This is a genomic window from Cyclobacterium sp. SYSU L10401, assembly GCF_010993705.1.
In the GTDB taxonomy this organism is placed as follows: domain Bacteria; phylum Bacteroidota; class Bacteroidia; order Cytophagales; family Cyclobacteriaceae; genus Cyclobacterium.
In genome coordinates this window covers 1,065,560-1,079,551 of the sequence record NZ_WOFO01000001.1, presented here as the reverse complement: position 1 = coordinate 1,079,551, position 13,992 = coordinate 1,065,560, and the positions used below count along the sequence as shown (strand labels likewise).

Here is a 13,992-nt window from a genome sequence, read left to right as displayed (position 1 = left end):
TTCCATCATAAAGCAAACGTTTCCCAACTTGCCTAATTTGAGTTTGAAACTTAAAAAAATAGCGGTTCAATGGCGCGGAGAATCAGTGAAAAACTATGAAATTTTCAGATAAATAAATTAATAAACACCCGCTATATAATACCATTTTCTGAAATTAGTTGCAGCAAATACATTTTTAAAAATAAGAGAATACATGTGTAGAATAATTACTAAATACATTTTAAAGTATTTAAATTACATTTTTATTGATTTTTTTATTTTTTTAGTTTATGTTTGTTGTATTGTTTTAGTTTAACTTTTATAACAAAAATGGAAAAATTTAACAGCAATTTTCCTGCCTGCACCCGGGAAGGGTGGACAGGAAACGATCAAAGATTTGGTCCAGATCATGTACAGCAAAATAGAATGATCAGGCCAAGACAGGAGAAAAAACCCGGAATGGGGAAAGGGTTTTGGACCGGGATCTCGGCTTCCTATACCCGGTTTCCAGGCAATAAAACAGTGGCACTGGGTCTGGTGGTATCCATGTTTTTTTCGGGTTGTGCGACCATCTGGAATGGAAAATACCAGAAAGTGTCGGTCCAGGGAGGGCAGCAGGAAGTCCTGGTAAATGGTAAATCGGTAAAACCCCAACAGGGTGCCTACCTTCTGGAAAGAGACCGAAAACCCAAACAGCTGACCATCAAAAAAGAAGGGTACAAAGAGGAACATTATACCCTTATGCAATACAAACGGCCTCCCCTTTATTACCTTTCCTGGGTACCTTTTATTTTCACCCTGGGGCCTTTATTTGATACTGGAGATAAATCCTATGATTATGATAAGTTTTTGGTAACGGACCAACAACCGGTTCGGATTCCTGATCGTGATGCCCATACCAAAAACATCCAGATCAATAATGTGGCAGTCAACCTGAATGCAGAAGATGTCAAATACCGGTATTATCAAACCTACCGTAACCATAAGCGGAGGCAAGATAAAAAACGCACAAAAACTTCGGATGAAACAGAGAAAATCGAATTGACCCAGACGGTTTTTCCGGATTTGCTCAACGAAGTCCTGAAGGAAAACGGTTACATTGACACCAGCAGGCGCGCTATTAAAAACACCTATTTAAACGACCTCCTGGTAGACGCTTCTATCCAGGATTATACCCTTAATCATGTAGCCAACCATTACACAGTGGATCACGGAGGTATGGTATATGTGGACCTGGCGGTTAAATGGCAGGCCCTGGATTACTACAAGACACCGATATATTCTCAAACAACGCAAACCAGGTCCGGGCAATTTGCCATTCAGGATTATGACCACATCGATGGGGTTATCCATGATGCGATCAAAGATGCCCTGGAATTCGGACTTATTGAATTGATGAATGAGGACAAAATGATTGCACTGCTGAATGACAGGGAGCAGAACAGGCTGGAGGAACAATTTGAGGAACTCACCCTCCCAAAACCTACAAAATTTGTTAGCAATCTGAATGATGCGGTAAAGTCTTCCATGACCATCAAGCACCAAAATGGCCATGGCAGCGGATTTTTGATCAGTGAATCCGGACACATCATTACCAATTACCATGTCATTTCCAACCAGGAAAATATACAGGCAGTTTTTGAGGACCAATCGGTTCATGAGGTAGAAGTCCTCCGGGTAAGTAAGGTGCATGACCTGGCCCTCTTGCAGATAAAAGATTGCAAGGGCATGCTCCCCTTCCAGATCAGTACTGAAAAAGACATCAGGATTGCGGAAGAAGTTTACGCACTGGGAACCCCTTCTGCGGAGGATCTTTCACAAACCATATCCAGGGGCATCATTTCCGGGCTGCGTTCCTTGGAGGGCGATGCCCAATTGATCCAGACAGATGCCAGTATCAATGGCGGCAACAGTGGTGGCGCATTGGTAGACAAAAACGGAAAGGTATTGGGAGTGGTCAGTGCCAAATTAACCGGACCGGGTATTGAAGGTGTGGCCTTCGGTATACCCTCTTACGAAATTTTCGATAGATTGAAAATCCAGCTGCAATAAGCCCGTGATTTCAGGCAAAATTCCTTATCCAACAAGCGATCCTTCCAGATGGCTTGTTGGATAATTTTTTACCCTGTCCGGATGCCTCCCACTGCTGCTACCTGCCGAACCATAGCCTGTTCCGGCTAGTGAAAGGATCAAAAATATCAATTATCCCTATTTTCAAAACCAGGCAATAACTCCCTGTACCATTCTTCCAGTTCATTATTCTTAAACACAAAAAGATAGAATTCATCATCGTTTGGGAAATTTCTATAGGAAAGCACTTCCACAGGGATCCCATTTTCCATACGTTTCTCTGCAATGGTGTAGTTGATACCCAGGACATCTGTAACCTGTTCCTTGGACATCCCCAACTCCAGCTGGTTCATGTTATTGCTTCTCAAGGAGGAAAAAAGGTGAGGTGAACAAGAGGAAATAATCAATATAAATCCAAACGCAAAAAACAACTGACTTCTCATCATTACTGATTTAGTGTACCCCTACTACACGTAACTCCTAAATGAATGGTTGTCATTATTGTTCTAAAACCAGAACATATCAAGTGCCATTCAAAATATCATACACATTTAAACGGTACTATTAGTTATTCACGATCGTTTATCCTATCTTAGATGAAACCAAACTCAAAAAGAGGTGTGATTGATCTGAAATTATCATTTCTGGTTAAAAAAGGTTTCTGATCTATATGAAAACGCTTGTTCGACGATATAAAAACATAAAAATTTGCACCAATCCATTCAAATTGGTTAACAACCCCTACCATTTAAATGTATTATGCCTTGTAAAGACGAACAAAATATTTGTCATAGTTTGGCTTATATTACTTACTTCCTGCAAGCAAAAAGATGCCTCTGATTGGACCGACGAAAAAACCCAAAAAAGCAATCTACTTGAAAATTTCACCTTTTCCATGGATACCTTGATGGTGGATACAGGAGATGACCTGATTAATTTTGGTATTCCATTTATGGGTGCTGTGTCTGCTGATGCCCGCCACTACCATATCCTCAATTACAAAACGTTGGAATTACAACGGATAAATCTTGATTCTTTAAAACTAACTGATTCCTATTTCTTTGAAAAAGAAGGACCCAACAGTCCTGGATTTACGATTACTTTTCAGCCATTGGGGAATGACCGCTTCTTCTTCCCTGCTTTCAGGGAGCCGGCCATTATCCACCAATCCGGAGAAAAAGTAAGGTCCTGGAATCTGAATCCGGAAACAATTATTGAAGGATTCCCGGTAGAATCTGCAACAGTCAACAACAGGATTGTATTCAATCCTTCGCTGGATCAATTGTATTCACTTCCCTTCAACTATGAAACCCGGGACTATTACCTTGCAGTGCTGGACTCTGCGGCTGAGCGGAAAGCGATGATGGCCCTACCCCAATTCCAAAAAGCCCATCAATTCACCATCCGTACAGGCGGCCCGGAAGGAGGTGGTCTGAAGATTGAATTGCCTTTTTTACAGCATTTTGATGATAGGGTACTGATTTCCTGCACCGTCGGAAATGGAATTTACATCTACAAGCCCAAGTTGGATAGCCTTTTTTACCGGGAATTCCCCCTAACCTTGCTGCCCCTGGAAAAAACGGAAGCGGTGAAAAACAGGGTTCATAGCCAGGAGGAGTTTGAGGAGGAAATAAAAAAACTGGCTACTCAAATCAGTTATTGGAACTTTATCTGGGATGAAAAATCCGGTCGGTATTTTCGATTTGCGAGTAGGGTCCTGTCTCACAAAACGGAGACTACGGCTGATGAACTGGAAATCTTCCTGATGGCTTTTTCTGAGAATCTGGAGCTTATCGGAGAAACAAAAATCAAGGGACTGACTGCATTGCCAAAAGGCGGGTTTTTCAAAGACGGTAAGCTGTGGAGCCATGTCAATGTAGCCGATGAATTGGGATTTGCTGTGATGGATTTAAAATTCTAACCATTCCCTCATAAATAAGCAAAGAAGGATACAAACCACTATTCAAAGAAGGGCCAGTGCAAGGTTGAAAAATAACTCCATTATTTCTCTTTCAGCTCCAAAAACACCATCCGGTAGTCCTTGTTGCCATAATACACATACAGCCGGTTGGCCTCAATTTCGTAGGAAAAAGCCTTCTCAAGACCCTCCGAGTAGGCGATATGGTGGCTTTCCTCCGGAAAAATAATGGTGCCGCCTTCCGGAAAATCCCAATAGGGAAGCCCCACTTCAAATTTAATCGCTCCCTGCTCATCATAAGAAAAACAGGAATGAAGTACTCCCAAATGGGTCCTGGTTTCCAGTTTAAACCTTCCCTGACATGCTTCATCTTCCTCCGCCCATTCCTGATCCGTTAATTTCAGGTATAATGGAAAATCATAGTCTTCCAGCCGATTGTCGTATCCTCCCTGATAATGGGTAAGATGGGCCAATCTCGCCGTACAGGTATAGGGGTAAAAATTGCCTGTTTCCAGATGTTCAAAACCGACAAATTCCCAATTGCCTATTAGCGGTAAGGGGTCTCCCTCCTGATCCAAGTCAAATCCGCAAACCGGATAGGCGGGATCTTCTGTAGTCTCCTCCACTTCCGCAGGCTCTTCCATTTCTTCCGGCTCGCCGGGTGCGGGGATATCCTCAGAACACGAAAACACAAGCATCAATAAAGCGAGAAAGGCAGTATTTCTAATCATCGGGCACCTTATTTAACTAAAAAACGCTTAGTTAGGGTGTTTAGTATACTTCCCCATTAAATGGCTGTCCCAGGACCAATTTATCTCCCGAATCATCCACCTTAAAAAGTTTGGGGATACGTATGTACCGGCCGTTCTCCCCTACCCGGTGGCTGTGGACCGCCATCAGCAGTTGTCCCTCAAACGTCTTGAATAGCATTCCATGGCCGTGATTAGGAGGAGTGATGGGTTCTTCTTCATGTATCCAGGGACCATCCAAGGTCCCGCTTTCCGAATAGGCCAGCCCCTGGGTATAATCACCGAACACCCAGCTGGTCCAGAGCATGCCCAGCCTTCCGGTTTGGGTTTTAAATAGCCAGGGTCCGTCTGTGACCTTGTTGGGAATGGTGTCTCCGTTTTCATTCCGCTCCCGGCTCCAGGGGGATTCACTGGCTTTGAAAAGGAGCTCGCTTTCCCCTACCGCACCACTCAAATCCGGTTTCAATTCGATTTTTTCGATGGTCCCGTTCCAGTTTTGCAGCCACTCGTAACAGTATACCATATAAGGTTTACCGTCTTCATCCACCCAGAAGGTTCCGTCCAGCGTCGGTTTGTCAGCAGGCAGGTAGGTCGGATCTTCCATAGGCCGATACGGTCCTTCCGCCTTATCGCTAACCAAGATATGGGAGGCCCTGCGTTCGATCACATTCCCTTTTACCGTATCGATTTTTACCTCCCGGTTGGTAAAGGTGGCAAAGTTATAATACTTGTCTTTATACTGATGCAGCTCGGCCGCCCAGATCATTGGTCGGGGTCCCATCCAGGAATCAGGGTCGGTTTTGACAACCCGAAATGGTCCGGTCCAGAATTTAAGATCCCTGCTTTTCCAGAGCAAGCCTCCTGTTCCAGTCATGTAATACATGGAAGTTTCAGCGTCTGCCAAAATACAGGGATCGCTTAGCCGGATGGAATACAAAGGAATGTTTTCCCTGATTTCCGGCAGGCGGTTTTGGGCAAAGGCAAGAGGCTGTAGGGCCAGCATAAAAAGTAACAAGACAATCAACTGTTTCATGGGGTTGGGTCGGTTAAGTTGAATTACAAAGGAGTAAAAACGAAATGCCGGATTGGCTCTCCAAAAAAAAGACACCAACCTAACTTAATATGAGCAATTCCTTCACAGAAAGTTTTTGCTCCATCAGGGAAATTTCTTCGCCGGGCAGGTATCGTTGGATGCTGGCATAGGTTCCTTTTTTCGGATTCGTATGGACTTCAATCCAATTGTTACCCAAATCGATAATCCAGTATTCCTGAATGCCGTGGGAGGCATAGAGGGGCAGCTTTACTTCCCTATCAAACTTGATAGAAGCATCGGACACTTCGATGATTGCCAGTACATCGGAAGGGGCCGGATGCGCGGATGAATAATAGTCCGACCGATATTTTAATAGGGAAATGTCTGGTTCGGGCTCATTCCTGTCATCGATTTGAACCGGATTTTGAACGCCGACGACTGCCTTATTTTTGAACAGCTCATTCAACAGGCTAGCCAATTTATTGACGATGCCTGCATGTTTACTTCCAATGGGGCTCATCTCGTATATTTCACCGTGTATCAGTTCCAAACGGTCGTCCGGCTTTAAAATGCCCATCTCCCCCATTTGGTGGTATTCATCTACATTGATCAACCGTTTTACTACTTCAGTTGCCATACTATTCCGTTTATTCTGTTTTTAAAGATAGTCAATTTCAGGTTTAAACGCCAGTGGGTTTGATAACATAGAGTTTCCGCTTTTCATGATAATTACAGACTGAAATTACTTCAAAATCAGTCACTTCGTTGTAGTTTTCAACTTCACCATGGCGGTGTTAGTTTCCAAACTGCCTGATTTTCTTGCAATTTCAGCCTTCATAACGAAAGCCAATACTTGATCCGGGTTTAACCTCTCCAAAGACCTTTTTAGAAACCCAACAAACGAATGCCTCCCTATGTGATCAAGATAATAAAAAATACTTGTTTCCTTACTTCCCGTAATTTATACTGAAACCCATTCCAATCTTATAAAACCTTACCTGTCCTTTTCCAATGTGATTTCATGTGCCATTCACCCTCTTTGGATTTTTCCAGCCTGGCTTCCCACCTGTAAGTACCGGGCCACTGCTTGAATACCTTACCCACGGCGTACAGCAACCTTAGTGATATTTTTGTTGGCCTGGGTTTCCATCCTTTGGAAGGGACCAATACCATGAGGATACTTTCTTTATTGGCACAGATCATATAATCTCCGGCTATCGAACCCGTAGACGGGTGGCCTTCAACCAAAAAATGCCCTTCCTGAGATGTTCCTGCCTTCACCGCCTCCAAATGGGGAAAGGAAGGATCAAACGAAAACTTGATATCATGCACCAGGTTGTGTCTGGTAAGGGATTTTAATTTGGGAAAACCGCCCTCCCACTCCAATTCCAAAGTTGCATTTTCCTGCGTAACTTGTTCTACTCCCTCATCCACCAGTTCCTGCAATAGAGGACCATCATAGGCTGGATTTAAGGTTGCGATCAAAGGCTTGGGGCTGTACCTGGCAAAATACATATTCATCCAGTCCATAGGTAACGGAAGAACATCCGGCGAATGAACTTTCCCATCAATGGATACAAGAAAATCAGTGCTTTTCCTTCTGACAAAATAAAAATCGTGCAACAACACCAAAGGCATGGCGGAAGGTTTTTCAGCAGCATCCCCCATCGGAGCCAGTAGCCCAAAAGGTTTTCGGCTCTTAGGGTTCTGCTCAAAGATTTGGATTTTTATGGTTCTGCCCAAAAGGTCAATGAATTGGTAATCCGCTTGCACCCCGAAATCATTTATTTCAAAAGAAGCAAGGGGCATTTCCACTTCAACCATATTGGCCAGCCCTTTGCCCACAATGTCATATTTGGCCTGATCCAGTGTTAAGGAAGCTTGGTGGTAGACATCTACCTTTCCATCCACCCGCCAACCGATGATCAAATGCCCCCTGCCGTTTTTACCATCATCGAATACCTGCGGTTCAAAGCCAACATAAAGTGAATCGGGATCTTTTTCAAAATTGACCAATAAGAGCTTTTCCATTGGATCAATCTGAATCTTAAATGGATTGAAAACCCATTCCTGTGAGAACAAGTTGTTGTTTGAAGAAACCATAAAGACAGCTGATAAAATTAATCCTCTTAGGGCTTTCGGTAAAAAACCACATCCCCCTGAAAATAAATTGGATAAATACCAGGTATTACTCATCATTATCGTTTTGACATTGCAAATTTAACGAGCCAGGCTTTGATGCGCTATGACTGATACCAATGAAAAATATGATATGCGTCATGGACACCTTTATGCAGCCATGAATATAGCTGCCGTTTTGTCTCCAAATTGAACAGATACTGTTTCTTCAGGGGTACCGCCCCCCCAGACTGGGACCGGTTAATCCCTTTGGAGTACCAATTGATCGTGAAAAATCCTCGCTGCCTGGAACTACTGAGGTAATTTGACCGGCACAACTGTACGGAGTGCCACGGGCCCAAACAATCCGGACGGGATCAAGGGTGCCTCCTCCCAGGGTACCCGGATATGCCCAACCCCCTTGATATTGGTTTCCTCGATATGGGTTTGGGTGTACGTTTCTCCGGTTAGTGCATCTCCCGTAATCCGGTTGGACCAGGTATTGGCCACTTCTATCCGCAAGCTATTGACACCGGGCCGAAGCAGATCGGTTACGTCAAAGCGATAAGGCTTGGACCAGGTAATGCCCAGAGGTTTATCGTTCAACCAGACCTCCGCCACATGCGAAAGGTCCCCCAGATCAAGATAGGTTTTGGCATCGGCATGGTCGGTAGGATGCAAGGCATGTACAAATTGCTTTTCATAACGCGCTGTTCCTGAAAAATACTTAATACCCTCCACATCCGATGTCGTCCAGGATTTCAGTTCTGGAAAAATGGCCTTTTCAGGAGCACCCCAGCCTTCTGGAAAGGAAACTTCCCAGGCGCCGGCAATTTCCTTTTCATGGATATGACCATGGATTTCCCGGTCACCGACTCCTTCTTGCAAGACAAAGATTCCCTCTTCCCAAATTTCAAAACCATCTTCCAGAAAATTAATTTTCGGAGGATGTAAACCAGCTCCGATGATCTGGGCATAATGTTCCGTTTCTCTGCCTGGTCTAAACGTTACAAATTTGCTTTCGTAAGGAGCCAATGTAAGTGGCAGGGTAAGCTGTTTTTCTTTTTGCTCATAAATGGATGCAAGGGATATCTTTCCTGTAACGGGATCCCATACTTCGGGTACTTTTCCCTGTTGGCGAAAAGTTAGGTTTCGGGAAACCCATTCTCCGGTGGTATTGACTACAAAATAGAAATCCATTCCCTCTTTTTGGTAATGGGTATAATCGAGCGTATAGACCGCCTTGTCTTCATAATCAAGGTCTGGTGCAAGTTCCAGTGCATCCAATATTTCAGCAGGGCTTGCATCACGATAAATAGCAGCCTCTCCTGTATTGAAATCTTGTGCATTGAATTGTTGCCATAAATCATCCAGCCAACCCTCCATATCCGGCATACCGGGTTTCACTTTCCGTTGGGCGATCCCATTGGGTTTCGGGCCCATGATCACCGCACCTTTTTCTGCCATCTCTTTCAGTTTGAGCAGGACTTCAGGATGGATTTCATACTCCTCCGCCAACGCCAACGCCCTAAACTTTGCTCCATTTCTGGGATTTACGATCTCGCCATCCTGTACTTCAAGTCCCAGGAGAATTTCCGTATTGACCAGGTCATAATCGTAACCTGCGCCCGGGGAAAATCTGCCCCGCTTGTGTCCCCCATAATTGGGTATGGTATCCCCGTAATAATACAGAAAGTCGGCCTGAAAATCCGCTTCCTGGAGGATATAGGAGACCCTGGCCAGGTATTCGTTAAAAGGCCTGATTTTAGGCCACCATACCCGCTTGTCATTGTAATGGGTACCGGCATGATACACGATACCCGGTACACCTGTTCCCTGCGGATTGTGGGTGGACCCGTGAACGACCACTTTATTCATGCCTTCTGCAAAAGCCCGGTCCCCGATCGGCTTCATTTCAAAAGGTCCCTCTTGCCAGTGTTGAAAAGAGGTGAAAGCTTCCATTTCAACAATTCCCAGGCCATAGATATGAGCCGCCGAAGAAACTTCTTTCACTACTCGCAAAATATCCATTCCGTCTTCATTGTACCGGCCGTGATTGATCCAGAATTCACCTCTGGGAATGTCCAGCCCTTTGCCCAATGCTTTTAACGGTTCCACGGGAACATTGTGCAAAGGCAGGCCTGGTCCTCCGGCCTCACTGTTGTTTTTAAGACCGTGGGCATGGCAGACTTCTTTGGATTTCATGTAAAAATTATGAATCATCAGTTCGGACAAGGTCCGCTGAAAATCAGCCCGGAAATTGGCTGTTGTTTCGGCTGAAAATTCCGCTTCTTCAAACAGGATAGGCAGGAGTTTTTTCACTTCATATCCGTTGATCGACTTGAATTTCTCCGGTAGCGTGGGGGTCCAGGTAAAGCCCCTGGCCTCATAACTGGCCATGTAGAGGCTTTTCAGGGCGGTTTGCCTCAGGTCCCCCAACACCGATTGCAACCGGTCGATGATGTAATTGAAATGAAAGGCCGTGGCCTCCGCATCGTAATGGTCCACGATGGGACCTGCAGAATATTTACTCGGCAAGATCAGGTTTTCGCCCGAATTGGAACATACGTACCTTATAATTTTCCATTCCCCCTCGGGTGCCTCCCAATCCAGCATCTCCGTTTCCGGATCGAAAAATTCGGAAATGTCTCGGATTTGGCTGGTATCGGCCCGGCTCTTCCCGGGCAGCTCAGGTAGGGCCAACACAACTATCTCTTCGGAATAAACCGGTCGCTCATCCTTATCGAATTCAATCATACGTTTCCTGCCTCTCGGATCGGTTTCCGGTATTTCGGGAAAAGGAATGGTGACTTTTTGATTTTTCCCTCCGGTAAGGGTTGCTTTCGATTGATAAATGGATTTGGCGGCATGCTCCGGGGTCAACCAGTTTCCTCCTGCATTCCAGCTACTGGCCGTATTCAATCCTACTTCCAATCCCAACTTGCCGGCTTCCTCCACGGCCAATTGAATGGTTTTCAGGGACTCATCCCCCAAAAATTCCGGGCCTGTTCCTACCAGAACGGTATCCCTGGAGCCGATCTCGAAGATGGTAAATCCCGATACCCCCGCTTCCTTAAATGCATGAATTTCTTCTTTTAACCGAAGGCGGTCCACATGACCACCCAACCACCAGTGGTAAACGTTAGGGTAAGCATAGGAAGGAGGCGACTGAAACCCTTCATTGAATTGGCGATAGGCGTTTTCTTCCTGCCCATATGTTGACTGGAGAGAAAAACAACAAAAACCGACAAGGATGAGAAATGGACAATGATAAATTTTCATGGCATAATTGGGTTGAATACAAGTTTCAAGACACGATAACCGATTCGATCTGCAGGTAATGGGCGACTTTCCGGATGCTGCCGGCATGATGCCCAATACCCAGAGCAAAGTGGTGGGTAGGGCCTTCCTTGATCCATTTCGTGAGAAAGGTTCGCACATCCGGCTTGAAAAAGCCCCGTGTATTGGTGTTGCCTGTGGGAGGAATGGGCCCTTCCACCGATTCTCCTTCGGCGATTACAAATTTGAATTTTCCTTCGAAGGTGGAACTGATGCTCAGCATGGTAATGGGGCCTTCCTTGATCTTAAATTCGACCCCTGCTCCAAAACCGGGCTTGCCGTGGTATTTCTTTAAACTCCGTAAGACTGGCTTCCCCTGAGCGATGGAGATATTGTGCGGGCCATCATGGCCGACCAGAATAAAGTTCTCCTTGAAATCTACCGGGTGAAATTCTGCAAAGCTTCCACCTATCCCCAGGCGGTCCATGATAAACATGGCCAGACAGGTCTTTAAGTCTGATTCCCCACACATGGGAAAACCGGAACTGGTCAGCAGGGAATTGCCCACGATCAGGTTAGACATGACCAGTTGGGTAGGACTGTTGTCTTCCCCGTTGTAATAGTAGGCCAAACCATCCAGCTCTTCCGAATTTACGAATTTTTTCAGGGCCAGGGAGGCCTTTGCGGCTACGCTTAAATCAGCTGGTTTTAATTTTTCCGAAATGGGATCGGACACCGGGTCCGGTGTGTCAAAGAAGGAAAGGATACGCTTTTCTTCCCTGGCTACCTCTGCCTCGCTCACCTGGTGTAGGTACTGGTGAACGATTTGATTGGCCTCACACTGCACCACATGTACACCAAAATGAGCAGTAAGCATGGTCGCATCCGTATGCATGTCCAGCATGGCTTCTATGGGATGCCCGATATGTCCGATCCTGGCTGTTTTTAGCCCGTGCAAAACCTTGGCAATGCGGCAATATTCTCCAATCAACACTTCTGCCCCCGGATCATCGTAAAGGGTTCCTATAATGACCTCCGGCACCTGTTTTCCCAATCGTACCGCCACCCCGGCAAATTCCGGAAGGGAACAAATATCATCATTATACAATTGCATGTAGGTGGATGCCCGGGTATAATCCATGGCTTTGTCCGGCTGCAGGGCTACCAGGACGATGGGGATATCTATGTTTTTAATGACCGCCCCAAAAGTGCTGGAAGTAGCATAGGTGAGCATGTCGCAAAAAATCAAATCCAAATGGGCAGCCTTGAGTTTTGGCACCAAGGCATAGGCAGATTGGGCATCATCTACCAGTCCAAAATCAACGATTTCTACCTGGTGCTTTTTTAATTTCTCCAGGAATATCCCTTGCTTTTTCAAAAGATCTTCCAATAATCCGTCAAACTGAGACCAATATTTGAAATACCCAACGCCAAACACCCCTATTCTGGGTTTTGATTCCATGCGCCTTTCAAGCTGGTAGGTATCAGACCCGGACTTTACATCTTTTATCGGCTTTTTCATTTTTCTATGTTTAAAAATTTGAAATTTCAACGGCTATTCATTTATGACATGGCCCATTTTCCCATTTGCTGAAAATTCCATTGAGGTAATCTTCGGAACAAAAACCAGCAGTATCACAAACGCCAGCGGGTACATGATCCCCGAAACCAGCCATAAAGGCCCATAAGAGTGATTTTGGGCAACCCAGCCTATAACCGGATTCAAAATCATTCCGGAAACCGCCCCTGCCGTTCCGGAAAGCCCTACTACCGAAGAAGTGGCATAATTCCCGAACACATCCCCTATAGCCGTAATATAGTTGGTAATCCAGAAGCCGTGGGCAAGCATCATCAGGGACATGAGTAAAATGGCCACTGCTACGGAAGAAACGGTGGAAATAAACGGAGCCACCAGCGTGAGCGCAGCCGCAAAGCCCATGACCCATTTCCTGGCAGCATTAATGGTCAGGTTACGAGACACCAGTTTGTCAGAGCACCACCCCCCCAGGATATTGGACAGTCCGAGGGCCAGGAATGGAATCCAAAAGAGTTCACCTATCCGTTCAAAGGACAGGTCCCTTTCCTGATTGAGGTATTTGGGGACCCAAAACATCAAAAAATAAAATACCGGGTCCAATAAAAACCGGATCAGAATGAACGCTTGTACGGTCCGGTTTTTAAGTAAATGGCGCAGCGGTACCTGAAGGGAGCTTCCTGCTTGCTTACTTTCCCGACGTGAAACGGCATGCAAGCTTTTCTTCCAGGATGGCGCAAACCAGGCAATGACCCAGACAATGCCGATAATCCCGGGAATGATAAATGCCCAGCGCCATCCATATTGCCCGGATATCAGGATGGTCAGGGGAGGTGCAACGACCGCACCTATAGCTGCTCCTCCAATGGCAACTCCATTGGCCAGGGCCCTTTCTTTTTTATCAAACCATTCGTAGACCGTCTTCGCCGCACCGGGAAAACAGCCTCCCTCTCCCATTCCCAATAGAAAACGGAACCCCAATAAATGGTAAAAATTGCTCATGATACCGTGAAGTGCACTGGCAACAGACCATAGTCCCACAGACAACCCTAACCCTAACTTGCCGCCAACCTTATCAATCAAGCGCCCGCCAACTGTAAACATCAGGGCATAACTGACCAAAAAGCCGGTATTGACCCAGCCATACTCCACATCAGAAATTTGCAACTCCTCCTGGATTTTAATGATCGTCATAGACAACACTTGCCGGTCCAGAAAATTCAGACCGGTGGCGAGGAATACCAATGCCAATATGTACCAGCGGATTTTAGAGCTCATTTATCTTTGTATGTTATGTCATAAATACAATCCT

The 13,992-nt window shown here is 45.5% G+C and carries 10 protein-coding genes; 2 read left to right on the top strand and 8 right to left on the bottom strand.

The window, feature by feature from the left end:
* Window positions 1-309: 309 nt before the first annotated feature.
* Window positions 310-2,031: a S1C family serine protease gene (locus tag GL182_RS04520; protein ID WP_163378351.1), complete on the top strand. Its 1,722-nt coding sequence runs from the start codon at window positions 310-312 to the stop codon at window positions 2,029-2,031.
* Window positions 2,032-2,177: 146 nt separating this feature from the next.
* Here GL182_RS04520 and GL182_RS04515 read toward each other — a convergent pair whose 3' ends face one another.
* Window positions 2,178-2,495 carry a hypothetical protein gene (locus GL182_RS04515; protein WP_163378350.1) on the bottom strand — a complete coding sequence of 106 codons (318 nt, stop codon included), beginning with the start codon at window positions 2,493-2,495 and terminating at the stop codon, window positions 2,178-2,180.
* Between the two features lie 224 nt (window positions 2,496-2,719).
* On the opposite strand from GL182_RS04515, the gene GL182_RS04510 reads away from it, so the two are divergent.
* Window positions 2,720-3,970, top strand: coding sequence for a DUF4221 family protein (locus tag GL182_RS04510; RefSeq protein WP_163378349.1), 1,251 nt, complete (start codon window positions 2,720-2,722; stop codon window positions 3,968-3,970).
* 80 nt (window positions 3,971-4,050) lie between these two features.
* Here the strand turns inward: GL182_RS04510 and GL182_RS04505 are convergent, their stop codons facing one another.
* From GL182_RS04505 to GL182_RS04475, 7 genes are all read right to left on the bottom strand, one after another.
* Window positions 4,051-4,698, bottom strand: coding sequence for a hypothetical protein (locus tag GL182_RS04505; protein WP_163378348.1), 648 nt, complete (start codon window positions 4,696-4,698; stop codon window positions 4,051-4,053).
* 40 nt (window positions 4,699-4,738) lie between these two features.
* The gene (locus tag GL182_RS04500; RefSeq protein ID WP_163378347.1) at window positions 4,739-5,749 is read right to left on the bottom strand and encodes a glycoside hydrolase family 43 protein; all 1,011 of its coding nucleotides are present in this window, start codon (window positions 5,747-5,749) and stop codon (window positions 4,739-4,741) included.
* A gap of 79 nt (window positions 5,750-5,828) precedes the next feature.
* A complete protein-coding gene (locus GL182_RS04495) occupies window positions 5,829-6,386 on the bottom strand; it encodes a Uma2 family endonuclease (RefSeq protein WP_163378346.1) in 558 nt (185 codons plus the stop codon).
* 347 nt (window positions 6,387-6,733) lie between these two features.
* Window positions 6,734-7,780 carry a hypothetical protein gene (locus GL182_RS04490; protein WP_240469573.1) on the bottom strand — a complete coding sequence of 349 codons (1,047 nt, stop codon included), beginning with the start codon at window positions 7,778-7,780 and terminating at the stop codon, window positions 6,734-6,736.
* 399 nt (window positions 7,781-8,179) lie between these two features.
* Window positions 8,180-11,149 (bottom strand): glycosyl hydrolase, encoded by a 2,970-nt coding sequence (locus GL182_RS04485; RefSeq protein WP_163378344.1) that lies wholly within the window; start codon window positions 11,147-11,149, stop codon window positions 8,180-8,182.
* A 25-nt stretch (window positions 11,150-11,174) separates the two neighbouring features.
* Window positions 11,175-12,668, bottom strand: a complete 1,494-nt coding sequence (locus GL182_RS04480) for an L-fucose/L-arabinose isomerase family protein (RefSeq protein WP_163378343.1) — start codon at window positions 12,666-12,668, stop codon at window positions 11,175-11,177.
* A 33-nt stretch (window positions 12,669-12,701) separates the two neighbouring features.
* Window positions 12,702-13,958: an MFS transporter gene (locus tag GL182_RS04475; protein WP_163378342.1), complete on the bottom strand. Its 1,257-nt coding sequence runs from the start codon at window positions 13,956-13,958 to the stop codon at window positions 12,702-12,704.
* Between the last annotated feature and the right edge of the window lie 34 nt (window positions 13,959-13,992).

What these genes read in the sequence shown, in the direction of transcription:
- GL182_RS04520 (WP_163378351.1), top strand. Translation starts at nt 310, where the DNA reads ATGGAAAAATTTAACAGCAATTTTCCTGCCTGCACCCGGGAAGGGTGG.
- GL182_RS04515 (WP_163378350.1), bottom strand. Translation starts at nt 2,495, where the DNA reads ATGATGAGAAGTCAGTTGTTTTTTGCGTTTGGATTTATATTGATTATT.
- GL182_RS04510 (WP_163378349.1), top strand. Translation starts at nt 2,720, where the DNA reads ATGAAAACGCTTGTTCGACGATATAAAAACATAAAAATTTGCACCAAT.
- GL182_RS04505 (WP_163378348.1), bottom strand. Translation starts at nt 4,698, where the DNA reads ATGATTAGAAATACTGCCTTTCTCGCTTTATTGATGCTTGTGTTTTCG.
- GL182_RS04500 (WP_163378347.1), bottom strand. Translation starts at nt 5,749, where the DNA reads ATGAAACAGTTGATTGTCTTGTTACTTTTTATGCTGGCCCTACAGCCT.
- GL182_RS04495 (WP_163378346.1), bottom strand. Translation starts at nt 6,386, where the DNA reads ATGGCAACTGAAGTAGTAAAACGGTTGATCAATGTAGATGAATACCAC.
- GL182_RS04490 (WP_240469573.1), bottom strand. Translation starts at nt 7,780, where the DNA reads ATGGAAAAGCTCTTATTGGTCAATTTTGAAAAAGATCCCGATTCACTT.
- GL182_RS04485 (WP_163378344.1), bottom strand. Translation starts at nt 11,149, where the DNA reads ATGAAAATTTATCATTGTCCATTTCTCATCCTTGTCGGTTTTTGTTGT.
- GL182_RS04480 (WP_163378343.1), bottom strand. Translation starts at nt 12,668, where the DNA reads ATGAAAAAGCCGATAAAAGATGTAAAGTCCGGGTCTGATACCTACCAG.
- GL182_RS04475 (WP_163378342.1), bottom strand. Translation starts at nt 13,958, where the DNA reads ATGAGCTCTAAAATCCGCTGGTACATATTGGCATTGGTATTCCTCGCC.